The 24,522-nt window shown below is 71.7% G+C and carries 20 protein-coding genes and 1 pseudogene; 17 read left to right on the forward strand and 4 right to left on the reverse strand.

All coding sequences use genetic code 11. The features are described 5' to 3' along the window. Positions 1-63: 63 nt before the first annotated feature. On the forward strand, positions 64-3,720 hold the full coding sequence (locus ACVW19_RS23790; RefSeq protein ID WP_457461575.1) for a type I restriction endonuclease subunit R: 3,657 nt from the start codon (positions 64-66) through the stop codon (positions 3,718-3,720). Positions 3,721-3,782: 62 nt separating this feature from the next. Continuing rightward, entirely contained in the window at positions 3,783-4,535 is a 753-nt protein-coding gene (locus ACVW19_RS23795; RefSeq protein WP_457461576.1) for a M48 family metallopeptidase, read from the forward strand. Here the strand turns inward: ACVW19_RS23795 and ACVW19_RS23800 are convergent. After that, positions 4,532-5,098, reverse strand: coding sequence for a DUF397 domain-containing protein (locus ACVW19_RS23800; protein WP_457461577.1), 567 nt, complete (start codon positions 5,096-5,098; stop codon positions 4,532-4,534). The two genes, ACVW19_RS23795 and ACVW19_RS23800, sit on opposite strands and share 4 nt — an antisense overlap. Here ACVW19_RS23800 and ACVW19_RS23805 point away from each other — a divergent pair. After that, positions 5,093-6,715: an adenosine deaminase family protein gene (locus ACVW19_RS23805; RefSeq protein WP_457461579.1), complete on the forward strand. Its 1,623-nt coding sequence runs from the start codon at positions 5,093-5,095 to the stop codon at positions 6,713-6,715. The genes ACVW19_RS23800 and ACVW19_RS23805 overlap by 6 nt on opposite strands. Before the next feature lie 138 nt (positions 6,716-6,853). On the opposite strand, the gene ACVW19_RS23810 is transcribed toward ACVW19_RS23805, so the two are convergent. Further along, the gene (locus ACVW19_RS23810) at positions 6,854-7,633 is read right to left on the reverse strand and encodes an alpha/beta fold hydrolase (protein WP_457461581.1); all 780 of its coding nucleotides are present in this window, start codon (positions 7,631-7,633) and stop codon (positions 6,854-6,856) included. Between the two features lie 80 nt (positions 7,634-7,713). Next, entirely contained in the window at positions 7,714-8,037 is a 324-nt protein-coding gene (locus tag ACVW19_RS23815; RefSeq protein WP_457461583.1) for a DUF427 domain-containing protein, read from the reverse strand. A gap of 78 nt (positions 8,038-8,115) precedes the next feature. On the opposite strand from ACVW19_RS23815, the pseudogene ACVW19_RS23820 reads away from it, so the two are divergent. The 10 genes and pseudogenes from ACVW19_RS23820 to gatB all read left to right on the forward strand — a co-directional run. Further along, positions 8,116-8,437: pseudogene (locus ACVW19_RS23820) on the forward strand (methyltransferase); the annotation flags it as partial. A 28-nt stretch (positions 8,438-8,465) separates the two neighbouring features. Next, complete coding sequence (locus tag ACVW19_RS23825) at positions 8,466-9,005, forward strand: LOG family protein (protein WP_457461585.1); 540 nt, start codon at positions 8,466-8,468, stop codon at positions 9,003-9,005. A gap of 26 nt (positions 9,006-9,031) precedes the next feature. After that, positions 9,032-9,721, forward strand: coding sequence for an SDR family oxidoreductase (locus ACVW19_RS23830; protein WP_457461586.1), 690 nt, complete (start codon positions 9,032-9,034; stop codon positions 9,719-9,721). A gap of 75 nt (positions 9,722-9,796) precedes the next feature. Next, on the forward strand, positions 9,797-10,804 hold the full coding sequence (locus ACVW19_RS23835) for a methionine synthase (protein ID WP_457461588.1): 1,008 nt from the start codon (positions 9,797-9,799) through the stop codon (positions 10,802-10,804). 14 nt (positions 10,805-10,818) lie between these two features. Further along, complete coding sequence (ligA, locus tag ACVW19_RS23840) at positions 10,819-13,014, forward strand: NAD-dependent DNA ligase LigA (protein WP_457461590.1); 2,196 nt, start codon at positions 10,819-10,821, stop codon at positions 13,012-13,014. 259 nt (positions 13,015-13,273) lie between these two features. Continuing rightward, positions 13,274-15,670, forward strand: coding sequence for a putative bifunctional diguanylate cyclase/phosphodiesterase (locus ACVW19_RS23845; protein WP_457461592.1), 2,397 nt, complete (start codon positions 13,274-13,276; stop codon positions 15,668-15,670). Positions 15,671-15,920: 250 nt separating this feature from the next. Then, positions 15,921-16,217 (forward strand): Asp-tRNA(Asn)/Glu-tRNA(Gln) amidotransferase subunit GatC, encoded by a 297-nt coding sequence (gatC, locus tag ACVW19_RS23850; protein WP_031117542.1) that lies wholly within the window; start codon positions 15,921-15,923, stop codon positions 16,215-16,217. A gap of 5 nt (positions 16,218-16,222) precedes the next feature. Beyond that, a complete protein-coding gene (gene gatA, locus ACVW19_RS23855) occupies positions 16,223-17,716 on the forward strand; it encodes an Asp-tRNA(Asn)/Glu-tRNA(Gln) amidotransferase subunit GatA (RefSeq protein WP_457461594.1) in 1,494 nt (497 codons plus the stop codon). After that, entirely contained in the window at positions 17,713-17,952 is a 240-nt protein-coding gene (locus ACVW19_RS23860) for a hypothetical protein (RefSeq protein ID WP_399976919.1), read from the forward strand. The genes gatA and ACVW19_RS23860 overlap by 4 nt, the downstream gene beginning before the upstream one ends. A 15-nt stretch (positions 17,953-17,967) precedes the next feature. Continuing rightward, positions 17,968-19,482 carry an Asp-tRNA(Asn)/Glu-tRNA(Gln) amidotransferase subunit GatB gene (gene gatB, locus ACVW19_RS23865; RefSeq protein ID WP_457461596.1) on the forward strand — a complete coding sequence of 505 codons (1,515 nt, stop codon included), beginning with the start codon at positions 17,968-17,970 and terminating at the stop codon, positions 19,480-19,482. Between the two features lie 70 nt (positions 19,483-19,552). Here the strand turns inward: gatB and ACVW19_RS23870 are convergent, their stop codons facing one another. After that, positions 19,553-20,356: an SAM-dependent methyltransferase gene (locus ACVW19_RS23870; protein WP_457461598.1), complete on the reverse strand. Its 804-nt coding sequence runs from the start codon at positions 20,354-20,356 to the stop codon at positions 19,553-19,555. Between the two features lie 186 nt (positions 20,357-20,542). On the opposite strand from ACVW19_RS23870, the gene ACVW19_RS23875 reads away from it, so the two are divergent. The 4 genes from ACVW19_RS23875 to ACVW19_RS23890 all read left to right on the forward strand — a co-directional run bounded on the left by ACVW19_RS23875 (position 20,543) and on the right by ACVW19_RS23890 (position 24,493). Next, positions 20,543-21,016: a hypothetical protein gene (locus tag ACVW19_RS23875; protein WP_457461599.1), complete on the forward strand. Its 474-nt coding sequence runs from the start codon at positions 20,543-20,545 to the stop codon at positions 21,014-21,016. A gap of 263 nt (positions 21,017-21,279) precedes the next feature. Beyond that, positions 21,280-23,535, forward strand: a complete 2,256-nt coding sequence (locus ACVW19_RS23880; protein WP_457461601.1) for an MMPL family transporter — start codon at positions 21,280-21,282, stop codon at positions 23,533-23,535. Beyond that, entirely contained in the window at positions 23,513-24,079 is a 567-nt protein-coding gene (locus ACVW19_RS23885) for a GNAT family N-acetyltransferase (protein ID WP_457461603.1), read from the forward strand. The genes ACVW19_RS23880 and ACVW19_RS23885 overlap by 23 nt, the downstream gene beginning before the upstream one ends. Before the next feature lie 228 nt (positions 24,080-24,307). Further along, on the forward strand, positions 24,308-24,493 hold the full coding sequence (locus ACVW19_RS23890) for a hypothetical protein (protein ID WP_457461605.1): 186 nt from the start codon (positions 24,308-24,310) through the stop codon (positions 24,491-24,493). Positions 24,494-24,522: the final 29 nt, after the last annotated feature.

Consider the following 24,522-nt stretch of genomic DNA (forward strand, 5'->3'; position numbering starts at 1 on the left):
TTCGATCTCCTGTCCCGTACCGGAGGGCGGGGGGCGAGGCCGGTGGCCGGGGAGGGCAGGCGCGTGGCGGAGCAGCCGGAGTACGTCAGGACCGAGCGGCCGCTGATCGAGCAGCTGACGGCGATGGGCTGGACCCATCTCCGGGGCGGCCCGACCGCCGGGCCCGCCACCGTGCCGGGCGCCTCGGACCGTACGAGCTTCGAGACCGTCGTGTACGCGGACCGGTTCAAGGCCGCCGTGGCCAGGATCAACCCGAGGCCGTCGGACGGGAAACCCTGGCTGAGCGACGCACAGCTCGACCACCTCCTCGCCCTGGTCCAGGGCACCGCGCCGGGGCAGGGCCCGAAGGAACGCGGCGTCGCCGGGAACCTGGAGGTGACCGACCTCCTACGCAAGGGCCGCAACGCCCGCACCCTGCCGGGCTGGACGAAGGGCGACCCCGAACACGTACGGCTCGTCGACTGGGACGGCGAGTTCGGGGAGCGGCCGGAGACGCCCGGCGGCGGCAACGACCTGCTCGTCGTCTCCCAGTTCCGGGTCGAGCGCAAGGACGCCGGTCCCGTCACGCCCGACCTCGTGCTGTTCGTCAACGGGCTGCCGTGGGTGGTGATCGAGTGCAAGGCGCCCGTGGTGTCCGGCCCTCAGGGAGACGTGCGAGCCGCCCTGGACGACGCCGTCGACCAGGTTCTCCGGTACGCCAGCGTCAACTCCCCAGCCGCCGTACCTGAGTTCGTCCGCTTCGCGCAGGTGCTGGTCGGCACCGACCGTGACCACGCCGAGACCGGCACGGTCACCGCGGAACCACGGCACTTCGCCCCGTGGCGCACGGTCGCGCCCGTGAGCGAGGACCGCGTACGCGAGGAGGTGCGCAAGCCCGCGTCGGCAGCCCTCACCGACCAGGAGATCCTGGTCGCCGGGATGCTGCGCCCCGCCCATCTCCTCGACCTGGTACGGGACTTCACCACCCGGCTCGGCAGCGGTCATCGTACGGTCAAACTGGTCGGCCGCCACCAGCAGTTCAAGGCGGTGAAGGCACTCACGCGGAAGCTGGAGGAGCGGGACCGGAAGGCGGCGGCCGGCGTGGCCGTCAGCCACCGGGGCGGTGTCGTCTGGCACACCCAGGGCTCCGGCAAGAGCCTGACCATGGCGTTCCTGGTCCGGCACCTGCGCAGCCGTCCCGCTCTGAAGTCGCACAAGGTGGTCGTGGTCACCGACCGCCTCGACCTGGAGAAGCAGATCCGGACGAGCCTCGCCGCCACCGAGGAGAAGGTGCACCGCGCGCCGAACGTCCCGCGGGCCAGGAAGTACCTGGAGGTGGATGTCGGGGACGTCGTCCTCGTCACCTTGCAGAAGGCGCAGCGCGACGACACCGCGTACGACGGCCGGGAGGAGTCACTGCCTGACACCGTCCCCGACGACGATGACGAGGACGGCGCCGAGGGCGAGGGGTACGTACAGAATCGGGTGGCCAATCCCCACCACCACGTCGTCGTCCTGGTCGACGAGGCCCACCGGGGCCAGGACAAGTGGCAGCACGCCCGCTGGCGGGCCATGCTGCCGCGCGCCGCCTTCGTCGGCTTCACCGGCACCCCGGTGATCAGCAGCAACCGCAAGCGCAGCGAGGAGATCTTCGGCCCGTACGCCGACACGTACACCCTGCGCGACGCCGAACTCGACCGGTCCGTCGTGCCCGTTCGCTATGAGGCGTACGCCGTACCGCTCGACGTCATCGAACAGGCCGTCCTCGACGCCCGGTTCGACGAGAAGGTGCCGTCCGATCCGGAGCTGCGGGCCAAGGTGCTGCGCACGTTCGGCCGCCGCAACGAGATCCTGGAAGCCCCTTCGGTGATCGAGGCCAAGGCCGAGCACATGCTCGGCCACTGGGCCCGCACCGCGCTGCCCGACCGCTTCGGGGCACAGATCGCCACCGTCTCCCGGCTCGCCGCGGTCCGCTACCGCACCGCGCTGCTCGCCGCCCGCGACCGGCTGGTCGCCCGCCTGGACGCGCTCGACCCGGCCCTGATCGCCGACCCCATGGCCGCGCTCGAAGCCGACGACGAGGAGCGGGCGCTCCTCATGCTCCTGCCGGACCGCGAGGTACTGAGAACGCTCGACGCGGCCGTCGTCATCTCCTCCGTGGGCCAGGGCGGCAGCGACCCGGAGTCGTGGCGGCCGTGGATCACCAAGAGCTGCCAGGACGCGCACATCGAACGCTTCAAGAAGGGGCTGCCTCCGCGCGACATCACGGCCGACCCGGCATGGAACGTCAGGACGCACGGGCTGCGGCCGTCCGGCGTCGGCACCCCGGCGAGCGGTGGCCAGGTGTGGAACGTCGATCTCGACCTGCCCGCGGACAGCGGACCGCCCGCGCCGCCGGACACCGAGGGCGGCGCGCCACCGGAGACCATGGCCTTCCTGGTGGTCCAGTCGATGCTGCTCACCGGCTTCGACGCACCCGTCGAGCAGGTCCTCTACCTGGACTGCAAGCTGTCCGGCGCGGGGCTGCTGCAGGCCGTGGCCCGCACCAACCGGCCCTACCCGGCCAAGAAGTGGGGCCGGGTCGTCGACTACGTCGGCATCGGTCCCGAACTGGCCCGCTCGCTTGCCTCCTACGACCAGGAGCACCTGCGGCACGTCCTCGGCTACCGGAACGTCTCCGTGGACCACCTCCAGCCGGACTACGAGGGACCGCAGCCCGACGGCCGCGACCCGGACCGGGACGGACTGCTGCTGCGGTCCGACGCCGCCGCCAAGGCCCTCCTGGAAGACCTCGGGGCGAAGGTCACCCGCTTCCTGGCCGGGCAGAACGTCACCGACCCCGGCGACGAGTCCCAGTGGGAGCACTTCCTCGGTGAACGCCTCGGCGATCCTCTGCTGCGGGGCGAGTTCGACGAACGCGTCCGTGATTTCCTGACGGCGCTCAACGCGGTCCTGCCGGACCCGGAGGCCCTGAAGTACCGGGAGCTGGCCGGCCAGCTGGGCACACTGCAGTACATGGCCAGACGCCGCTACCTCGACGGCCGCGAACAGTTCAGCCCGCGCCGCTACGGGGCCAAGGTGCGCCGGCTCATCTCGCAGCACATCGAGACCACCGGTATCCGGCAGCGGATCCCACCCGTCGAACTCACCGACCCGGAGTTCATGGAACGGGTCGACGCGAACGCCGACCCCCGGGCGCGGTGCTCGTACATGACGGGCTCGCTGAAGCTGCGCATCACCGCGAAGATCGGCGGCGACCGGGCGGGCTACCAGCGGTTCAGTCTCCGGCTCGAAGAGATCATCGCGCGGATGCGGGACGACTTCGAGCAGGCCGCGGCCGACCTGGCGCGTCTGGTCGGGGACGTGGCCGCGGCGGAGCGGGAGCCGGAGAACGACGACGGCCTTGACTCCCGGACCGAACGGCTGGTCCTCGGACTGCTCCAGCAGCACGCCGAAGACGCCGTGCGGGAACCGTGGCCGCCGGGCACCGATCTGATCCGGGCGGCCCGCGGCCTCACCACGGAGCTGTCGGTGCTCGTCCGGCGGCCGCAGATACATACGCAGACCGCCGCCCGCAACCGCATGCGCAGCGAACTCTGTGAGCACCTGGAGACCTGGCTCGCCATGGACTGGGACGACATCGGCGACCTCGCGAGCCATCTGACGGAGCTGGCCGTGGAGAGGCACGAGTACTTCCTCGGATACCGGCCGCGCGATGAGGCGGACGGCGGGGACACCTGAGTAGGTGACCGCCGATGGCTGCCGGGCAGGGTGATGTCTTTGCCGGATGGTAGGAAGAGCGGGTGAGCACCGTCGTCGAACAGGCCATCGCCGATCTCCCCGTGCCCAGGGGGTGGCGGTGGGATGTCGTCGTGCGGCCCCGGCGCCGCACCCTCGGCATCGAGATCGCCGAGGACGGCCGGGTGCTCTTCGCGATTCCCGCAGAAGCGGATCCCCAAGAGATCGCCGACGCGGTGCGTGGCCGCATGCCGCGTCTCGCCGCCGAGGTCCGCCGCCGTCAGGGCCTGCGGGCGGCCGAACCGGTCAAGGACCTGATCGGCGGCGAAGGCTTCGCCTACCTGGGCCGCCGGTACCGGCTCAAGCTCACTCCCGACGACGGCAGCAGTCACGTACGACTGCGGCAGGGATGGCTGGAGCTGCCCCGATCGCGGTCGGCCGCCGCCGATGCCGGGCCCCTTGTGGAGTGGTACAGCAGCCGCGGGGAGCGCTGGCTCGCTGCCCGGCTGCCGCCGCTGGCGTCACTGGCCGGAGTGCGTGATCCGGCCGGCATCGAGGTGCGGGACCTCGGCCGTCGCTGGGGTGCCTGTTCCCCTGAGGGCGCGATCACCGTGCACTGGGCGGTGATACAGCTGCCGGTCGCCCTGGTGGACCTCGTCCTGATCCATGAGCTCTGCCACCTCAAGCACCCCGGCCACGGAGCGGCTTTCCGACGGGCCGTCCGGCTCGCGCTACCCGACGCCGACGTGCGCGAACGGCAGTTCGCGCAGGAGGAGCCGCGACTGTGGCGCGGAGCCGTCTCCTCGCCAAGGCACTAGCCGGCGCTCGGGCTTCGATCCGCTTCTACGACCTCCGGTGCGGGAAGGACGCGGTCGACGTTCGATGACGCGCCCCGGCGTATCCCGAGGAGTCGCTCTGGGCCCGACCGTGAGGATCCCCCGCACGTAGGAGCCCGAGGCGGTGAACCAGGTACCCGCCTCGTCCGGAGGCCGGCCGTGCTGCTCAATGGGGTGTGGCCGGTACGTAGTCGAGTGACGAGGGCGGTGAACGCGGCGCGGCTTGTTCTGACAACCGGCTGTGGACGTGTGCTGTTTCGTATCGCTACGTCGCCGTCCTCGTCGGCGACGGCGTTTTCCACGCAGTTGTCGCCGTCTTCTTCCGAGTGGGACGACTTGTGCCCATGCAGGTCGGACGGGACGAGGCCGCCTCTCACAGTTCTTGGACCACCGCGTGAAGGAAGTCGGCTGACTGCTTCGGGTGCGGCGGCCGGCGGTACGCGCCACGGACCCGCGGTTCCGCCACCCGGGTGGTCACCCGACGCACTTCGCCCCGCACCCGTGTCCTGGACGGCACCCGCGACGATCACCCGGGTGTGATGCATCGGATCCCCGGCCTCTCGCGCCGCAGCCGCACCGTGGCCGTCACCGGCCTCAGTGCCCTGGTACTGCTGTCCTCTCCCGCCGTCCTGCCCGCCGCCCACGCCGGCCCGGACACGGCCGGTCCCGCCCGGCCGGCGGCGCCGCCCCCGCGCCCGGTGACCGCCGGCGAGGCGGTCACGGCCGCCCGCCTCGACACGATCCGCGACGACCCGCGTCGGGCGCGGGAGTTCTTCCGCCGGCTGCCCAAGGGCGGCGACCTGCACAACCACCTCTCCGGCGCGGTCTCCACCGAGTACCTCGTCGAACTGGCCGCCGAGGACGGGCTGTGTGTCGACACCTCGACGATGACCGCCGTCGCACCGCCGTGCGGCGCGGGCACCCGCCCCGCCGCGGACGCCCGCACCGACCGCGCTTTCCACGACGCGATCGTGCGCGCCTGGTCCATGCAGGACTTCCCGGCCGACGGCAACGGCCACGACCACTTCTTCGACACCTTCGGCAAGTTCGGCGAGGTGACGTGGCGCCACCGCGGGAAACTGCTCGCCGAGGTCGCGAACGACGTCGCCGCGCAGAACCAGTTCTACCTGGAGACCATGGTCACCCCGGCCTCCGACGGGGCGAAGGACCTCGCGGCGGAGGTCGGCTGGGACGCGGACCTGGCCCGGCTGCACGAGAAGCTGACGGCCGGGGGCGGGCTGGACCGGCTGGTCACCGAGGCCCGGAAGGAATCCGACGACGCCGACGCCGAGTTCCGTACCGTCGCCGGCTGCGACACCGGCGACCCCCAGCCCGCCTGCCGTCTCCCGGTGCGCTGGGTCTCCCAGGTCTCGCGCGGCAGTTCACCGGAGCGGGTCTTCACACAGATGGCCCTCGCCATGCGCCTGGCCGAGCGCGATCCACGGTTCGTCGCGGTCAACCTGGTCCAGCCCGAGGACTCGGAGGGCGCACTGCGTGACTACAGCCTGCAGATGCGCATGGTGCAGTACCTCCGCGGTGTCTACCCCGCAGCGCACGTCACCCTGCACGCGGGTGAGTTGTGGCCGGGCCTGGTCAAGCCCGCCGACCTCGCGTTCCACATCAAGGAGGCCGTGGACGTCGCCCGCGCCGACCGCATCGGCCACGGAGTCGACCTCGTCCACGAGGACGACTGGCAGCGCACCGCACGCACCATGGCCGCCCGCGAGACCGCCGTCGAGGTCCCCTTCACCAGCAACGCCCAGATCCTCGGTGTGCGCGGCGACGACCACCCCTTCGAGACCTACCGCGCCTACGGCGTGCCCGTCGTGCTGGCCACGGACGACCCCGGGGTCAGCCGCATCGACATCAGCCACGAGTACCGGTACGCCGCCGACACCTACGGCCTGTCCTACCCGGAGCTGAAGGACCTCGCCCGCGCCTCCCTGGAGTACGCCTTCCTCCCGGGCGCGAGCCTCTGGCAGGGCAACCCCACCCGTGACGGCTACCGTCCGGTCGCCGCCTGCCAGGACGTCGACCTCGGTGCCGCCGGCCCCGGCGCGGACTGCCGGGACCTGCTGGAGGCCAGCCCGAAGGCTGCCGCGCAGTGGAAGCAGGAAGGGGCCTTCCACCGCTTCGAGTCGAGCTTCCGCACCCACCGCTGATCCCGCGCCCCCTCGTTTTCCCAGGTGCCGTGGAGCCCCGTGAGCGCGTCCGCGCCGTGGGGCTCCACGCCGCGGCACCCGCCTCGACGAGCACACCGCTCGTGGGTCCGGCGCCGCACTGCGGAGCGGAACGGGGTCTCAGCGGGCGAAGAACTCCGTCAGGACCGGGGCCAGGACGTCCGGCTCCACCATGTGGGTCTGGCCGGCCAGGGTTCGGCAGGTGCCCCGGGGGACGGCGTCCGCGATGGCCCGGGCGGCCTCGCGCATCCAGGGCGGGCTCGCGTCGCCCGCGATGGACAGCACCGGTACGGGGATGGACGCCAGCAGCTTCACGGGGACGCCGCCGTCGCCCATAACGGCGTCGTCGTGGGCGAGGCTCGGCGCCATCGACTCCATACCGGCCCACAGGGGGGACTGCCGGGCGCTCTGGATCACCGCCTCGCCGAGCCCGGTGAGGCGGAGGAAGAGCTCCACCGCGTCCCCGCGGCGCCCCTCGGCGAGCGCTGCCGTCAGGCGCTCGGTGTACTGCGCGCGCTCGCGCAGGTCCTCCTCGGACATCGCGTACGGCGTCTCGTACACGGCGACATGGCGCACCGGCAGACCGTTCGCCGCCGCGCGCAGCGCCAGCGCGCCGCCCGAGGAGACGCCGTACAGCGAGGCCTCCCCGCCCATCGCCGCGATCAGCGCCGCCAGGTCCTCGACCTCGCGTTCCACCGCGTACGGCGGGGTGTCCCCGCTCGCCCCGCGGCCCCGGCGGTCGTAGACGACGACCCGGAACCGCTCCGAGAGCGGTGCGGCCAGCGGCGCCACCGTGGCGCCCGTCGACATCGCGCCGCTGACGAGGACGACCACGGAACCCCGTCCGGCGCTCTCGTGGGCGATGAGGGTGCCGTCACGCGAAACGATGTTCTTGTCCATATCCCCGCAGACTGCCGCACCGCGGCCCGATCATGGGTGAGGTGGGCGGCGCGTCCGTCGATCACAACCCTTCTATCCGATCATCGGACTTCCACGTCGTAGAAACACAGGTGGTCCTTGATTCCGGCGACGCCCGGTTTCGGGTCCGGGTAGGCCCAGACGAGATCGGCCGCGTCCGGGCGGGACCAGTAGGACGCGGTGCCCTTGAAGGGGCAGTGGGTGTGGGTCCCGGACGGGGTCAGCAGGTCGAGCCGTACGTCCTCGGGCGGGATGTAGTACCGCGCGGGACAGCCCGTCTCGCGCAGCACCAGCGCCCGGTCGCTCTCGGCCAGGACCTCCCCGCCGTGCACCACGCGCACGTGCCGGTCGCTCCGCTCGACGGTGATGCGGTGGCCACTGGTCACGGTCCACGCTCCTCTCGGGTAGCCGGGTCGACGGATACAGCGCACGCTGAAGCCGAGTTCTTCCCCCCAGGAGGCACCATGGGAGCCGAGGGCGCCGGACGCAACCGCAGCACCCTCGCCCACCGGGTCCGCTACGCCGTGCGGCATCCCCGGCGCGTCCCCCCGCCACGCCCGGCGGCTGCTGCGTGACGCCTGGCTGCGGCTGTGGCACCGCGACCACATCTCCTACTACCGGGCCGTGATGGCCTCCGACGCGGCCCGCAGCGCCGAGGCCGCGGTGGGGCACAACCCCTCGAGGGAACAATGGGCCCGCATCGGCCGGATGCAGTTCGACTACCTGGTCGCACACGGACTGAGCCCGCACCACCGGATGCCGGAGACCGGCTGCGGCTCACCGCGCTGCCCGACCGGGCCCGTACTGTGGGCCCGTGAACATCTGTGTCTTTCTCTCCGCGGCCGATCTGGACGAGCGCTACACGCGCCCCGCGCGGGAGTTCGCCGAGTTGCTGGGCAAGGGCGGCCACACCCTGGTGTGGGGCGGTTCCGACGTCGGCCTGATGAAGGTCGTCGCCGACGGGGTGCAGGAGGCGGGCGGACGGCTCCTCGGCGTCTCGGTGGAGTTCCTGGCGGCGACGGCGCGCCGGGACGCCGACGAGATGGTGATCGCCCCCGACCTGGCGGAGCGCAAACGCCTGCTCCTGGAGAAGGCCGACGCGGTGGTGATCATGGTGGGCGGCACCGGCACCCTGGACGAGGCCACCGAGATCCTGGAGCTGAAGAAGCACGGGCACACGGACAAACCGGTGGTCCTGCTGAACACCGCGGGCTTCTACGACGGCCTCAAGACGCAGTTCCGGCGGATGGAGGACGAGGGCTTCCTGCCCCGCGCCCTCACCGACCTGGTCTTCTTCGCCGATGAGCCCGTAGGGGCCCTGGCGTACCTGGAGGAGAGCCAGGGGATCGAGTGAGCCGCCGGTGATGCGAGCATGGCGGCATGGCTACACATGTGATCACCGGAGCGGGCTCCGGCATCGGCGCGGCCGTCGCCCGCAGGCTGCACGCGCGTGGGGACGAACTCGTGCTGCACGCGCGTGAGGCGGGGCGGGCGAAGGAGCTGGCGGCCGCGTTCCCCGGGTCGCGGACCCTCGTCGGCGACCTTGCGGACCCCGAGAGGCTCAGCTGGGCCTTCTCCCACCAGTCGCTCCCGGACCGGGTGGACTCCCTGCTGCACATCGCCGGCGTCGTCGACCTCGGCACGGTCGGCGAGCTGACCCCGAAGACCTGGCGGCACCAGCTCGACGTCAACCTCGTCGCCCCCGCCGAACTCACCCGCCACTTCCTGCCCCAGCTCCGCGCGAGCCGGGGCCACGTGGTCTTCGTCAACTCCGGCGCCGGGCTGAACGCCCACGCCCAGTGGTCCGCCTACGCGGCCTCCAAGCACGGCCTGAAGGCCCTCGCCGACTCGCTGCGCCACGAGGAGCACGACAACGGCGTCCGCGTCACCTCGGTCTACCCCGGCCGCACCGCCAGCCCCATGCAGGCCAAGGTCCACCAGCAGGAGGGCAAGGAGTACGACCCCGGCCGGTGGATCGACCCCGAGTCGGTCGCCACGACCGTCCTGATGGCCCTCGACCTGCCGAGGGACGCGGAGGTCAACGACCTGACGGTGCGGCCGGGACGCTGACCCCACGGACGTGCCGACCCCACGGGCGTACGGACCGGGACGCGGGATGCCCGGCCCGTTCCGTACGCTTCTCCGGTGAGCGATAACAGCCAGTTCAGGTTCGGGGCCGCGACCGGGATCGGGTCGATGCCGGGCGGGGACGCCCGCGAGGCCGTCAAGACCGTCACCGGGAGCTTCGAGGACTTTCCGTTCCTGCCCGAACTGCCCGCCCGGGGGCCCGGCGCGGACATGATCGGACGGACCGCCGGGATGCTCGTCGAGCTGTACGCGCGCGTGGAGCCCAGCGGCTGGCGGATCGGGGACCGGCCGGGGCGGGACACCAAGCGGGCCCGCTCCTGGCTCGGCGAGGACCTCGACGCGCTGGAGGAGTTCACCCAGGGGTACCAGGGCCCGCTGAAGGTGCAGGCCGTGGGTCCCTGGACGCTCGCCGCCCAGTTGGAGCTGAGGAACGGGGAGTCCGCCCTCTCCGACCCCGGTGCCTGCCGCGACCTCACCGCCTCGCTCGCCGAGGGGCTGCGTCTGCACCTCGACGAGATGCGGCGCCGGGTGCCCGGCGCGCGGCTCGTCCTCCAGCTCGACGAGCCGTCCCTCACCGACGTCCTGCGCGGCCGGGTGCGCAGCGCCAGCGGCTACCGCACCCACCGCGCGGTGGACCGGCAGCTGGTGGAGGCCGCGCTCCGGGACGTCGTCGGGGTGCACGACGGCGGGCCCGTCGTGGTCCACTCGTGTGCGCCGGACGTGCCGTTCGCCCTGCTGCGCCGGGCGGGCGCGCAGGCGATCTCCTTCGACTTCTCGCTTCTCACCGAGCGTGACGACGAAACGATCGGGGAGGCGGTGGAGAGCGGCGCCCGGCTGTTCACCGGGGTCGTGCCGGGCACGGACGGCCCGTTGTCAGACCCTGCCGGTAGCGTCATGGGTGTCAGAACGCTGTGGCGCAGGCTGGGGCTGCGGCCGGACCTTCTTCCGGAGGCGGTCACGGTCACTCCGGCGTGCGGACTCGCGGGGGCCTCCCCGGAGTACGCGCGCAGGGCTTACGCGCACTGCGTCCGGGCGGCGAGATCCCTGGCGGACAACCCAGAGTAACGGGAGGACACACGGTGGCGGGTGACAAGCAGGCGGAGACGACGAGCGTGCCGGCCGAGGCACGGGAGCGGCACGCCAGGCTCGCTGAGCAGATCGAGGAGCACCGCTTCCGGTACTACGTGAACGACGCGCCCGTCATCAGCGACGCCGAGTTCGACCGGCTGCTGAGGGAGTTGGAGGCGCTGGAGGAGGAGCACCCGGAGCTGCGCACGCCCGACTCCCCGACCCAGAAGGTCGCCGGGGCGTACGAGACGGAGTTCACCTCCGTGCAGCACGTCTCGCGCATGCTCTCCCTCGACAACACCTTCAACGACGACGACCTCGCCGCCTGGGTCGAGCGCATCCACAAGGAGCTGGGCGAGCAGAAGTTCCACTTCCTGTGCGAGCTGAAGGTCGACGGCCTCGCCGTCAACCTCACCTATGAGCGGGGCCGGCTCGTCCGCGCGGCGACCCGGGGCGACGGCCGCACCGGCGAGGACATCACGCCCAACGTGCGGACGATCGCCGAGATCCCGGACCGGCTCAAGGGGGACGAGGTCCCCGACCTCGTGGAGATCCGGGGCGAGGTCTACTTCCCGATGGAGAAGTTCCAGGAGCTCAACGCGCGGCTGGTCGGGGCCGGTGACAAGCCGTTCGCCAACCCGCGCAACGCGGCGGCCGGTTCGCTGCGTCAGAAGGACCCGCGGGTCACTGCCACCCGCCCGCTGCACATGGTGGTCCACGGCATCGGTGTCCTGGAGGGCTACAAGGGCATGACCCGCCTCTCCCAGGGCTACGACCTGCTCAAGACCTGGGGCCTGCCCACCTCCGAGCACAACAGGGTCGTCGACGGCCTCGCCGGCGTAAGGGAGTTCATCGCGTACTACGGCGAGAACCGGCACTCCGTGGCGCACGAGATCGACGGAGTGGTGGTCAAGCTCGACGAGATCCCGCTCCAGGGCCGCCTCGGCTCCACCTCGCGTGCCCCGCGCTGGGCCATCGCGTACAAGTACGCGCCCGAGGAGGTCAACACCAAGCTGGTCAACATCCGCGTGGGCGTGGGCCGTACGGGCAGGGTCACGCCGTACGCGCAGGTCGAGCCGGTCACCGTGGCCGGTTCCGAGGTGGAGTTCGCCACGCTGCACAACCAGGACGTGGTCAAGGCCAAGGGCATCCTCATCGGGGACACGGTGGTGCTGCGCAAGGCCGGTGACGTCATCCCGGAGATCCTCGGCCCGGTCGCCGACCTGCGGGACGGCAGCGAGCGCGAGTTCGTGATGCCGGCCGAGTGCCCGGAGTGCGGCACGCCGCTGCGCCCGATGAAGGAGGGCGACGTCGACCTGCGCTGCCCCAACGCCCGTACCTGCCCCGCCCAGTTGCGGGAGCGGCTGTTCTACCTCGCCGGGCGCAAGGCGCTGGACATCGAGCACTTCGGCTATGTCGCCGCCGCGGCGCTGACCGGGCCGCTGGAGCCCGAGGACCCGCCGTTGACGGACGAGGGCGATCTCTTCGACCTCACCGTCGAGCAGCTGCTGCCCATCAAGGCGTACGTCCTCGACCAGGACAGCGGTCTGCCCAAGCGGGATCCGAAAACCGGAGAGGAGAAGATCGCCACCGTCTTCGCCAACCAGGAGGGCGAGCCGAGGAAGAACGCGGTCGCGATGCTGGCGAACATCGAGGCGGCCAAGGAGCGTCCGCTGGCCCGCGTGCTGACCAGTCTGTCGATCCGTCATGTCGGCCCGGTCGCGGCGGAGGCGCTGGCCCGCGAGTTCCGCTCCATCGACCGCATCGAGCAGGCCACCGAGGAGGAGCTGGCGGGCACCGAGGGGGTCGGCCCGACCATCGCCGCCTCCCTCAAGCAGTGGTTCGCCGAGGACTGGCACCGCGAGATCATCCGCAAGTGGCGGGCGGCCGGTGTCCGCATGGAGGACGAGGGGTCCGGCGAGGACGAGGGCCCGCGTCCACTGGCGGGACTGACGGTTGTGGTGACCGGCACCCTGGAGCACTACACCCGGGACGGCGCGAAGGAGGCGCTGCAGACCCGGGGAGCGAAGGTGACCGGTTCGGTCTCGAAGAAGACGTCCTTCGTCGTCGTGGGAGACAATCCCGGGTCGAAACACGACAAGGCGATGCAGCTCAAGGTGCCGGTTCTGAACGAGGAGGGCTTCACCGTTCTTCTCGAAGAAGGGCCGGAAGCCGCCTCCGACATGGCACTTCAGGCCGAGGAGTAGCGGTGGGAGGCCACCCGATCGGTGCATACCAGATGCATACGGGTGGCTGGGGTGCATTCGGGCAACCGTCGGCGACCGGTGCCCCTGAAAGCCCTCTGCGGCCTAGTGTTGGGATGTGCGCCTGCCGTGCCCAGCTGCGGTCGGGGCATCCCTGTGTTGATGACGGGGCCGTGGAAGGGCTTTCTGTCACGGAGCCGCTGAGGGTAGTCGGGGATCGAGCCGTGCGGCGTGGGCACCGCCGGCTGTGAGAGGGACGGGAATGGAACCCACCGAGAGCGCCGCCCTGGGCTCACGGCTGCGCCTGGGCCTGCGCCGCATGGCGGCCGTGGGGCGACGCAGACGTGGGGACGGGCGGCCCGCGGGGCATCCGGGCACCCAAGGGCGCCCGGTGGCGTACACCGCGGACGCGCGCGGCGCCGGACCGCCGGCCGCCGGGCAGGCGGCTGTCGGACGGCCTGCGGCCGGACACGCTCCCGGGCGGCCCCCGCGCGGTTCGGAACGGCCCCCGCGCGGTTCAGGACGGTCGCCGCGCGGTCCCCGAGCGTCCTCGCCGGGCACCGGACTGCCCTCGCACCGCACCGGACTGTCCGAAGCGGACACCGAACGCCACCCGTCCTGGCCCGCGTTGCCCACCGCGGTCGTCGCGGCGGCCGCGTTCGTCCTGGGCGTCGGCTTCCTGCGGGCGTTCACCGGCGGTCACGCGCTCTTCCCGTCGGGCCGGGTCGGCTGGTCGCTGGCCGTGCTGACCGGGATCATCGTCGGTCACCTGGTGATGCTGGGCCGCTCCCGCTGGTGGGGCGGCACCGGCTCGGGCAGCGCCGTCACCCTCGCGGTGCTGCTGCTCTACGGCTGGGTCCCGGCCGGCCTGGTCAGCCTCACCGTGGTCGTGCTGGTCGGCATAGCCAGGCGGGGCCGTTGGCGTCAAGGCGTCCTGCACGGCGCGGTGGACCTGCTCGGTATCGGCGCCGGCGCGCTGGTGCCGGCGCTCTTCGGGTCCGTACCGTCCGTCGAGTTCCCCTCGACCCCGGACACCTGGGGTCTGCACACCGCTGCCGAGGTGGTGCTGGCCGCCGCCGCGTATCTCGCGGTCACCCGCACCCTCACCTGGTACCTGCACACCCCGCGCGCCGGACTGCCCACCGTCGCCCGCACCGCCCTGCTCAGACAGGGGCTGGTCGCGGTCGCGCTGCTCGGCATAGCGCCGCTGATCTGCGTGGTCGCGTACGCCCGGCCGATCCTGCTGCCGCTGTTCGCCATCCCGCTGATCGCGCTCGACTCCACCCTGTGGATAGCCAGGGCCCGGGCGGAGGAGCAGTTGCGAGATCCGCTGACCGGGCTGCCCAACCGCCAGTGGCTGCTGGAACGTATCTGGACCGCGCTGGACGACGCCGAGCGCGTCGACGCCCGCGCCGCCCTGATGCTGATCGACCTCGACCGTTTCCGATCGGTCAATGACACTCTCGGTCACCTTGCCGGTGACCGGCTGCTGCTGCAGATCGCCGACCGGCTGAGGCTGGCCCTGCCGCGCGGGGCGGAGGCCGCGCGGCTCGGTGGCGACGAGTTCGCCGTGTTACTGCCGGTCGCCGACTCCACGACGTCCGCGACCCGGGTCGCCCGCGGTCTGGTCTCCGCGCTCAGCTCGCCGCTCGACCTCGACGGGCTCACCCTCGTGCTGGAGGCCAGCGCGGGCGTCGCCGTCTTCCCCGACCACGCCCTCGACGCCGAGGGGCTGCTGCGGCGGGCGGACGTGGCGATGTACCAGGCCAAGCGGGACCGTACCGGCGTCGAGGTCTACGAGTCCAAGCGGGACTCCAACACCCCCGACCGGCTGGGACTCCTGGGCGACCTGCGACGGGCCCTGGACGCCCACGAGGTCCAGCTCCACTACCAGCCCAAGGTCCGTTTCGACGGACAGGTGGCGGGCCTGGAGGCCCTGGTCCGCTGGGTGCACCCGGAACGGGGCAGGGTCCCGCCGGACGAGTTCATAGCGATCGCCGAGTCCTCCGGTCTGATGCCGCACCTCACCGAGTACGTGCTGGAGACCGCCCTCGGGCAGGTCGCCCAATGGCGTTCCCAAGGTCTGTACGTGCCGGTCGCGGTCAACGTCTCCCCGCGCGACGTCCACAGCCCCGGCTTCGCCGGCTCCGTCGCGGCGCGCCTGGCCCGGCACGGCGTGCCGGCGGGGGCGCTCCAGCTCGAGATCACCGAGCACGTCCTCCTGGAGGACCCGCAGCGCGCCGCCGACACCCTCAACGCGCTGACCGGCCACGGCGTGAAGATGTCCCTGGACGACTTCGGCACCGGCTACTCCTCCCTCGTGCACCTGCGGCGGCTGCCCGTCAGCGAACTGAAGATCGACCGTTCCTTCGTGGCCCGGCTGGCCGTCGACGCCGAGGACGCCGAGATCGTGCGCTGCACCGTCGACCTCGCCCATTCGCTCGGCCTGCTCGTCGTCGCCGAGGGCGTCGAGGACGACGAGACCTGGGAACGCCTGCGCGACCTCGGCTGCGACGCCGTCCAGGGCTGGCTGGTCGCGGCCGCGATGCCGCCCGAGGAGACCACCGCCTGGCTCCTCGCCCGCGGCCCCCGGGGCTGGCAGCGTCCGGCAGCGGCCCTCCCGGTAGCGGCGTCCGACGACTCGACCCGCCCGGCCTGACACCGTCCCGTGCCGACCGGGCGGGTGTGGCCGGGGGTGGTGCCGGGGCGGTGTCGGCCCGGGTTCCGGCGTCCTGATCACGGCACCGGTAGGCCGTGATTGTGGGGGCGGGGGAAACCGTTTCACGGGTACGGGGCGGCGCCCCATAGGATTGGGGCCTGTCGTCACCTTCCCGCCCGCCGCTCCACGCCTGGCCCGGATCGCGACGGCCCTAGCCCCGAACCGCACACTCACCCCAGAGGATCGCTGCATGCCTGGCATTACGCGCGAGGAGGTCGCCCACCTCGCCCGGCTGGCGCGTCTGGAGCTGAAGCCCGAAGAACTCGACCACTTCGCAGGCCAGCTCGACGACATCATCGGCGCGGTGGCCCGCGTCAGCGAGGTCGCCGACCAAGACGTACCACCGACCTCGCACCCGCTGCCGCTGACGAACGTCATGCGCCCGGACGAGGTCCGTCCCTCGCTCACCCCCGAGCAGGCGCTCTCCGGCGCCCCGGCCCAGGAGCAGCAGCGTTTCAAGGTGCCGCAGATCCTGGGGGAGGACTGAATTCCATGATGGACATCATCAAGCTCACGGCCGCCGACACCGCCGCGAAGATCGCCTCCGGCGAGCTCACGGCCGTCCAGGTCACCGAGGCGCACCTGGCCCGGATCGAGGCCGTCGACGAGAAGGTGCACGCCTTCCTGCACGTCGACCGCGAGGGCGCCCTCGCGCAGGCCCGTGCCGTCGACGAGAAGCGTGCCAAGGGGGAGAAGCTCGGCCCGCTGGCCGGCGTGCCCCTCGCGCTCAAGGACATCTTCACCACCGAGGGCATCCCGACCACCGTCGGCTCCAAGCTCCTCGAGGGCTGGATCCCGCCGTACGACGCGACGCTCACCCAGCGGCTCAAGGCCGCCGACGTCGTCATCCTCGGCAAGACCAACATGGACGAGTTCGCCATGGGCTCGTCGACCGAGAACAGCGCCTACGGCCCGACCGGCAACCCCTGGGACCTCACCAAGATCCCCGGTGGCTCCGGCGGCGGGTCGAGCGCCGCGCTCGCCTCCTTCCAGGCCCCCCTCGCCATCGGCACCGACACCGGCGGCTCCATCCGCCAGCCGGCCGCCGTCACCGGAACGGTCGGTGTGAAGCCGACCTACGGCGCGGTCTCCCGCTACGGCATGGTGGCGTTCTCCTCCTCCCTCGACCAGGGCGGACCCTGCGCCCGCACGGTCCTGGACGCAGCCCTGCTGCACGAGGTCATCGCCGGACACGACCCGCTCGACTCCACCTCCATCGACGCCCCGGTCCCGCCGGTCGTCGAGGCCGCCCGCAACGGCTCGGTCCAGGGCATGCGCGTCGGCGTGGTCAAGCAGTTCCGCGGCGAGGGCTACCAGGCCGGCGTCATCCAGCGGTTCGACGAGTCCGTCGAGCTGCTCAAGGAACTGGGTGCCGAGATCGTCGAGCTGGACTGCCCGTCCTTCGACCTCGCCCTGTCGGCGTACTACCTGATCGCCCCGTCCGAGTGCTCCTCCAACCTCGCCCGCTTCGACGGCCTGCGCTACGGCCTGCGGACCGGCGACGACGGCACGCACTCCGCCGAGGAGGTCACCTCGCTGACCCGCGAGGCCGGCTTCGGCCCGGAGGTCAAGCGCCGCATCATGCTCGGTACCTACGCGCTCAGCTCCGGCTACTACGACGCGTACTACGGCAGCGCCCAGAAGGTCCGTACGCTCATCAAGCAGGACTTCGACAAGGCGTTCGAGCAGGTCGACGTGATCGTCTCGCCGACGACCCCCACCACCGCCTTCGCGATCGGCGAGCGCGCCGACGACCCGATGGCGATGTACCTCGCCGACCTGTGCACCATCCCGACCAACCTGGCGGGCAACGCGGCCATGTCGCTGCCCTGCGGCCTCGCGCCCGAGGACAACCTGCCGGTCGGACTGCAGATCATCGCCCCGGTCATGAAGGACGACCGCCTCTACAAGGTGGGTGCCGCCGTCGAGGCCGCCTTCGTGGAAAAGTGGGGCCACCCGCTGATCGAGGAGGCTCCGTCGCTGTGAGCGCACTGACCAAGGCCAAGGGCTTCAAGAAGTCCAGGTCCGGTACGTACCTGTCCATGGCCGCCACCGCCTTCGGCGCGATCGGCGTCGCCAAGCGCGTCAAGAAGGCGCGGCTGGAGAAGGACACCCTGGTCCTGATCGACGCCACCGTGTCCGCCGCCGCCATCGTCACCGGCCTCGCCATCCTCTACCGCGAGCTGAAGCGGCTGGGCGACGACGACGTCCTGCTGGGCTGAGAGGGAAGTTTCACCGTGACCACCACGACCGACCTGGTGTCGTACGAGGACGCGCTGGCGTCCTACGACCCCGTCATGGGCCTCGAGGTCCATGTCGAGCTCGGCACCAGGACCAAGATGTTCTGCGGCTGCTCGACCACACTGGGCGCCGACCCCAACACCCAGACCTGCCCCGTCTGTCTCGGCATGCCGGGCGCGCTCCCCGTCGTCAACGCGACCGGCGTCGAGTCCGCGATCAAGATCGGCCTCGCGCTGAACTGCGAGATCGCCGAGTGGTGCCGCTTCGCCCGGAAGAACTACTTCTATCCGGACATGCCGAAGAACTTCCAGACTTCCCAGTACGACGAGCCGATCGCCTTCAACGGCTACCTCGACGTGCAGCTGGAGGACGGCGAGACCTTCCGCGTGGACATCGAGCGCGCCCACATGGAGGAGGACACCGGCAAGTCGACGCACGTCGGCGGCGCCACCGGCCGTATCCACGGCGCGTCCCACTCCCTGCTCGACTACAACCGAGCCGGCATCCCGCTGATCGAGATCGTCACCAAGCCGATCACCGGTGCGGGGGAGCGTGCTCCCGAGGTCGCGCGCGCCTACGTCCGTGAGCTGCGCGAGCTCATCCGGGCGCTCGGCGTGTCCGAGGCCCGGATGGAGATGGGCCAGATGCGCTGCGACGTCAACCTGTCGCTGCGCCCGCACGGGCGGGAGAAGTTCGGCACCCGCTCGGAGACGAAGAACGTCAACTCGCTGCGGTCCGTGGAGCGCGCCGCGCGCTTCGAGATCCAGCGGCACGCCGCCGTGCTGAACGACGGCGGGACGATCATCCAGGAGACCCGGCACTTCCACGAGGACACGGGGTCGACGACCTCCGGCCGCGTGAAGGAGGAGGCCGAGGACTACCGGTACTTCCCGGAGCCCGACCTGGTTCCGGTGGCGCCGTCCCGCGAATGGGTCGAGGAACTGCGCGCCGGGCTGCCCGAGCTGCCGCTGGTGCGCCGCAACCGGCTCCGCGAGGAGTGGGGTGTGACCGCCACCGACATGCAGGCGATCCTCAACGCCGGTGCGTTGGACCTGATCGTCGCCACGATCGACGCCGGCGCGGACGCGGCCTCCGCCCGCAAGTGGTGGATGGGCGAGCTGGCCCGCGCCGCCAACGAGTCCGCCAAGGCGCTCGACGAGCTGGCGATCACGCCGGCGCAGGTCGCCCGGGTCGCCGAGCTGGTGAACGCCGGAGACCTCAACGACAAGCTGGCCCGCCAGGTCATCGAGGGCGTGCTCGCCGGTGAGGGCACTCCGGACGAGGTCGTCGACAAGCGCGGTCTGAAGGTCGTGTCCGACGAGGGCGCGCTCACCACGGCCGTGGAGGAGGCCATCGCCGGCAACCCGGCCATCGCGGACAAGATCCGCGGAGGCAAGGTCGCCGCGGTCGGCGCGCTGGTCGGCGCGGTGATGAAGGCCACCCGCGGTCAGGCGGACGCGGCCCGTGTGAAGGAGCTGATCCTTCAGAAGCTGGGCGTCGGCGAGGGCTGAGCCGGCACAGCGGTCAGGGGGTGCACCGGTGTCCGGTGCACCCCCTCGGCATGCGGTCGGCGGCGACCGGTCAGACGCGCCGGCCCACCACGCGGGCGAAGCCCAGTGTCTGCCCGCGGTCCGCGCGCACCATCTCCGCCGAGGCCCGCGCCATGCCCGCCATGAAGTCGCTGGAGCTCTCCTCGGCGCACACCTCGCTCCACAGCAGCCAGTCCCGCCAGCCGTCCGGCTGCCAGTCGGCCGCCTCGACCTCCACCGCCCCGCTGCGGGACCAGTGGCGGTGCCACCAGCCGGGGGCGTGGAAGGACCAGAAGGCGGGCTCCCAGAAGGGCTTCAGATGCTCCGGCGGCTCGGTGCCCTCGAGCTCCTCGCGCGTCGCCGGGACGACGACACCGATCCGCCCGCCCGGCTTGAGCAGCCGGGTCAGCGTCGGCAGATACAGGTCATCGGTGCCGAAGTAGTGGTACGCGTCGACGGAGACGATCGCGTCGAAGCTCTCCTCCCCGAAGGGCAGGTCGTGCGCCTCGGCGAGAACCGGCAGCACCCGGTCGGCGACGCCCGCCTCGGCGATGCGGCGCGCGTTCTCGTCGGGCTTGATCCACAGGTCGGCGGCGGTGACCTGAACGTCGTACTCCCGGGCCAGGAAGACGGACGTCATGGCCCGTCCGCAGCCCAGGTCGAGCACGCGCGCGCCGGGGCGCAGGGTGTCGAGGCCGAGGGCCGGGGCCAGCCACTCCAGCAGCCACAGCGCGTGCGGGCCCATCTGGTTCTCGATGGTCCAGCGGACGTCGTAGGCGCTGCTGCGGGGGTAGTGGGGGAGGGCCAGGCGGCTAGTGAGGTCGTCGTGCGGGGTGTTCGATGTGATGTCCGACATCGGTGAACGGGCTCCTCGGATCCGTGTAAGGGGAAAGGACTGCGTCGGAAATCGGGCGGACAGTCATCAAAGCACCTGCTTCGGTCGGCGGCGGGCTGCCGCGGAACGTCGGACCGACGGACGCTAACAGGTCGCCACCGCCCCCGCATCCGGGTTTCCGGGCCCGAGGCGCTACGCTCCCGCGGCATGAGTGGACGCGCAGATTCCGACACACCCCCGAAGCCCCGGGTGGAGCCGGCCGACGCGCCGCAGGACGCCGATGCCGACGAGGAGACGAGCGCCGCCGGGGCCGCCGGGGACGCCGAGACCGACGGGAGCGCTGAGGACGAGACCGCCGAGGCCGCCGAGGACGAGACCGCCGGGGACGCCGAGACCGCCGAGACCGCCGAGGACGAGGACGCCGATGCCGACGAGCGGGAGGCGCGCAGGGCGCGGTGGGCCGCGGTCTGCACCGGCGTGGTGCTCGCCCTCGCGGGGCTGGCCGCCGCCCTGCTCCGCCTCACCGGCTCCGCTCCGCTCCTCGTCCCGGTGGCCTACGCCTGCGGGGCCGGCGGCTGCGCCCTCGCCGCCGTGCTGGGCTCACGCGGCCGGACCCGTAGGGCGCTGTGGCTGTTGGTCGCGGGGCTGATGGTGATGGCGCTGGGGGACCAATTCGATTGATGTGGCTGATCCGGCTGATCCGGCTGAATCGCGGGTCGGGACGGGTGAGCGAAGGGTGAGCTGAGTCACCTCCGGCGGCGGAGGCGGTGTGTTTGTCCGGTGAGCCGATCCTCGGCACTGTGAATAAGGCCACGAACGCGACAATCGATCACTTTCGCCTGTAACAGTTGCATTGCATTGCTCATGCGTTCTTTGCGGGTTGTTTCGGTCATATCGGCTGCTCCCGGTCAAAGATCCACACCGTCACTTTGGGAGCACGTTTCGTGGCAGCCCTCACACGCTGGTGTGTCCGACGCCGTCTGATCACGGTCCTGCTGTGGCTCCTCGCCCTCGGCGGGGTCGCGGCCGGGGCCTTCGCGACCGGATCCGCGTACTCGAACGACTACGACGTGCCCGGCACCGAGTCCGGACACGCCGCCGAACTGCTGCACGAAGGATTCCCGGCCCTCGGGGGCGACAGCGACACCCTCGTCTGGCACACCCCGGCCGGCAGTGTCCGGGACACCGGCGTCGAACAGACCATGACCCGCACCCTGGACCGGATCGAGGAGCTGCCCGGCGTCACCGCGGTGACCGGCCCGTACGACGCCCAGGGCCCCGGCCGGATCAGTGCGGACGGCCGCACCGCCTACGCCACCGTCACCTTCGACGACCCGGCCAAGGACATCGACCCGGCCGAGGCGGCCGCCGTGCTCGAGGCGGCCCAGGCCGCGGAGAGCGACGGACTCCAAGTCGAGGTGGGCGGCAGCGCCGCCGCACTGACCGAGGCCCCCGAGGGGCACCTCGCCGAGGTCGTCGGGGTGGTCGTCGCCGCCGTCGTGCTCTTCCTCGCCTTCGGCTCGCTCGCCGCCTCACTGCTCCCCATCGCCACCGCGCTGGTCGGGGTCGGCACCGCCTACGCCGGAATCGTGCTGCTCGGGCACGTGATGACCGTCGCCGACTTCGCGCCCATGCTCGGCATGCTGATCGGACTCGGCGTCGGCATCGACTACGCGCTGTTCATCGTGACCAGGCACCGGCGCGGCCTGAAGCGCGGGCTGTCCGTCACCGAGGCCGCCACCGAGGCCGTCGCCACCACCGGACGCGCGGTCGTGTTCGCGGGTGCCACCGTGTGCATCGCCCTGCTGGGCATGCTGATCCTCCGGCTGAACTTCCTCAACGGCGTCGCCGTCGCGGCCTCACTCACCGTCGTGCTGACCGTGGCCGCCTCCGTCACCCTGCTGCCCGCCCTGCTGTCGTTCATCGGCATGCGCGCGCTCAACCGCCGCGAGCGGCGCCGACTGGCGGAACTCGGCCCCCAGCCCGAACTGCCGACCGGTTTCGCCGCCCGCTGGTCGGCGTTCGTCGAGCGCCACCCCAGGCTGCTCGGCGCGCTCGCGCTGGTGGTGATGGCGGTGCTGGCGCTGCCCACCCTCTCCCTGCACCTCGGCACCTCCGACCAGGGCAACGCACCCAGGACTTCCACCACCCGCCAGGCCTACGACCTCCTCGCCGACGGTTTCGGACCCGGGGTCAACGGCCCCCTCACCCTCGTCACCGAGGTCGACGGCGCCGCCGACCGCCTCGCCCTGGACCGGCTCGGCCCCACGCTGAGCGAGACCGAGGGCGTCGCGTCCGTGGGACCGGTGGTCCACAGCTCCGGCGGCGACACCGCGTACCTCACCGTGATACCCGAGTCCTCCCCGCAGTCGAAGCAGACCAGCGACCTCGTCGACCGGCTGCGCCAGGACGTGCTGCCGCCCGCCGAGGCCGGTACCACCCTCGATGTACAGGTCGGTGGGGTGACGGCCGGCTACGACGACTTCGCCGACGTCATCGTCGGCAAGCTGCCCGTGTTCGTGGGTGTCGTCGTCGGCCTGGGCTGTCTGCTGCTCCTGCTCGCCTTCCGGTCCGTCGCCATACCGCTCAAGGCCGCCGCGATGAACGTGGCCGCCGTCGCCGGCGCCTTCGGCGTGGTCGTGGCGATCTTCCAGTGGGGCTGGGGCAGCGAACTGCTCGGCCTCGGCAGCGCGGGCCCCATCGAACCCTTCCTTCCCGTGATCATGGTGTCGGTCCTCTTCGGACTCTCCATGGACTACCAGGTCTTCCTGATCAGCCGCATGTACGAGGAATGGCTGGAGACCGGGGACAACCGGCGCGCGGTACGGGTCGGCCTCGCGGAGACCAGCAGGGTGATCAACTCCGCGGCCGTCATCATGATCTCGGTCTTCCTCGCCTTCGTCCTGACCGGCGACCGCGTGATCGCCATGTTCGGCATCGCGCTCGCCGTGGCCGTCGCCCTCGACGCCTTCGTGCTGCGGACCCTGCTGGTCCCCGCGCTCATGCATCTGCTCGGCGGGGCCAACTGGTGGCTGCCGCGCTCGCTGGACCGGATCCTGCCGCGCATCAGCATCGAGCCTCCCGAGGCCCGCGCCGCCCATGAAAGGCTGACCACGGCCATGGCCACGGACGCCGGGGTGGCGACCGTGCCCGCGCAGCAGGAGGGGCGGAAGCGGGATGTACGCGATACGACTGGGTGACGACGGAGCCGAACTGCGCCCCCTGGAGCCCTGGCACGCGGAGGAGTTCCTCGCCCATCTGGAGCGGGGCCGGGAGTTCATCAACCAGTACGTCCCCTTCGGCTCCCGGGCCACCGACGTGTCCACCGCGCGGGAGGCGCTCCAGCGGTACGCCGACTTCCGTGCCGCCGACACGGCCTCGCTGCACGGCCTGTGGCTGGACGGCAGGCTCGTGGGCGGGGTGCTCACCCTCCACTTCGACGCCGAGAACGGCACCTGTGAGGTGGGCTGCTGGCTCGAGCCCGCCGCCACCGGGCGCGGGCTCGTCACCCGCGCGATGCGGGTGCTGATCGACTGGGCGGTCGAGCAGCGCGGCATCCACCGCGTGGAGTGGGTCGCCGCCGCCGGCAACGAGCCCAGCCTCAACACCGCCCGCCGGCTCGGCATGACCCGGGACGGGGTGCGGCGCGAGGCCCATCTCCACCACGGCGTACGGCACGACCTGGAGGTGTGGTCGGTCCTGGCCCCCGAATGGCGGCGGGCCCGCGCACGTGCGGACCGATAGCGCCCACGCTCCGGAGTCGTCCGGGACGACAGCGGTCATGGGGCCTTAGGCGGTCCATGAGCCTCATGGACGGCCTAAGGCCCCTCACCCGTGTCTCGCCGCATGTCTAAGGCCCCGACGGCCGCCGAAGATGCGGAACTCTTCCGATGTGGCAGGCCCGCCCGGGAGACGAAGGTGGAGGCATCGCGGAAAGCGATGTCCGACCCCCACTCTCCGAGGGATCACACCATGTACGAGTACGAGATCCACAAGTACCGTTCCGCCGAGCTCATCCGCGAGGCCGAGCAGGAGCATCAGGCCCGCGAGGCCGTCCGCCTCGCGCGCACCGCCCGCCGCGGGGCCGCGGCGCGGGGGACCGAGCCCGAGAGCCATAACCGCGGTCCACGCCGGCACCGGTTCGCCCGAGCCGTATGAGCGCCGCGGGGCGCCGTCCGGTGGTGCTC

This window comes from Streptomyces sp. TE5632 (genome assembly GCF_054061295.1).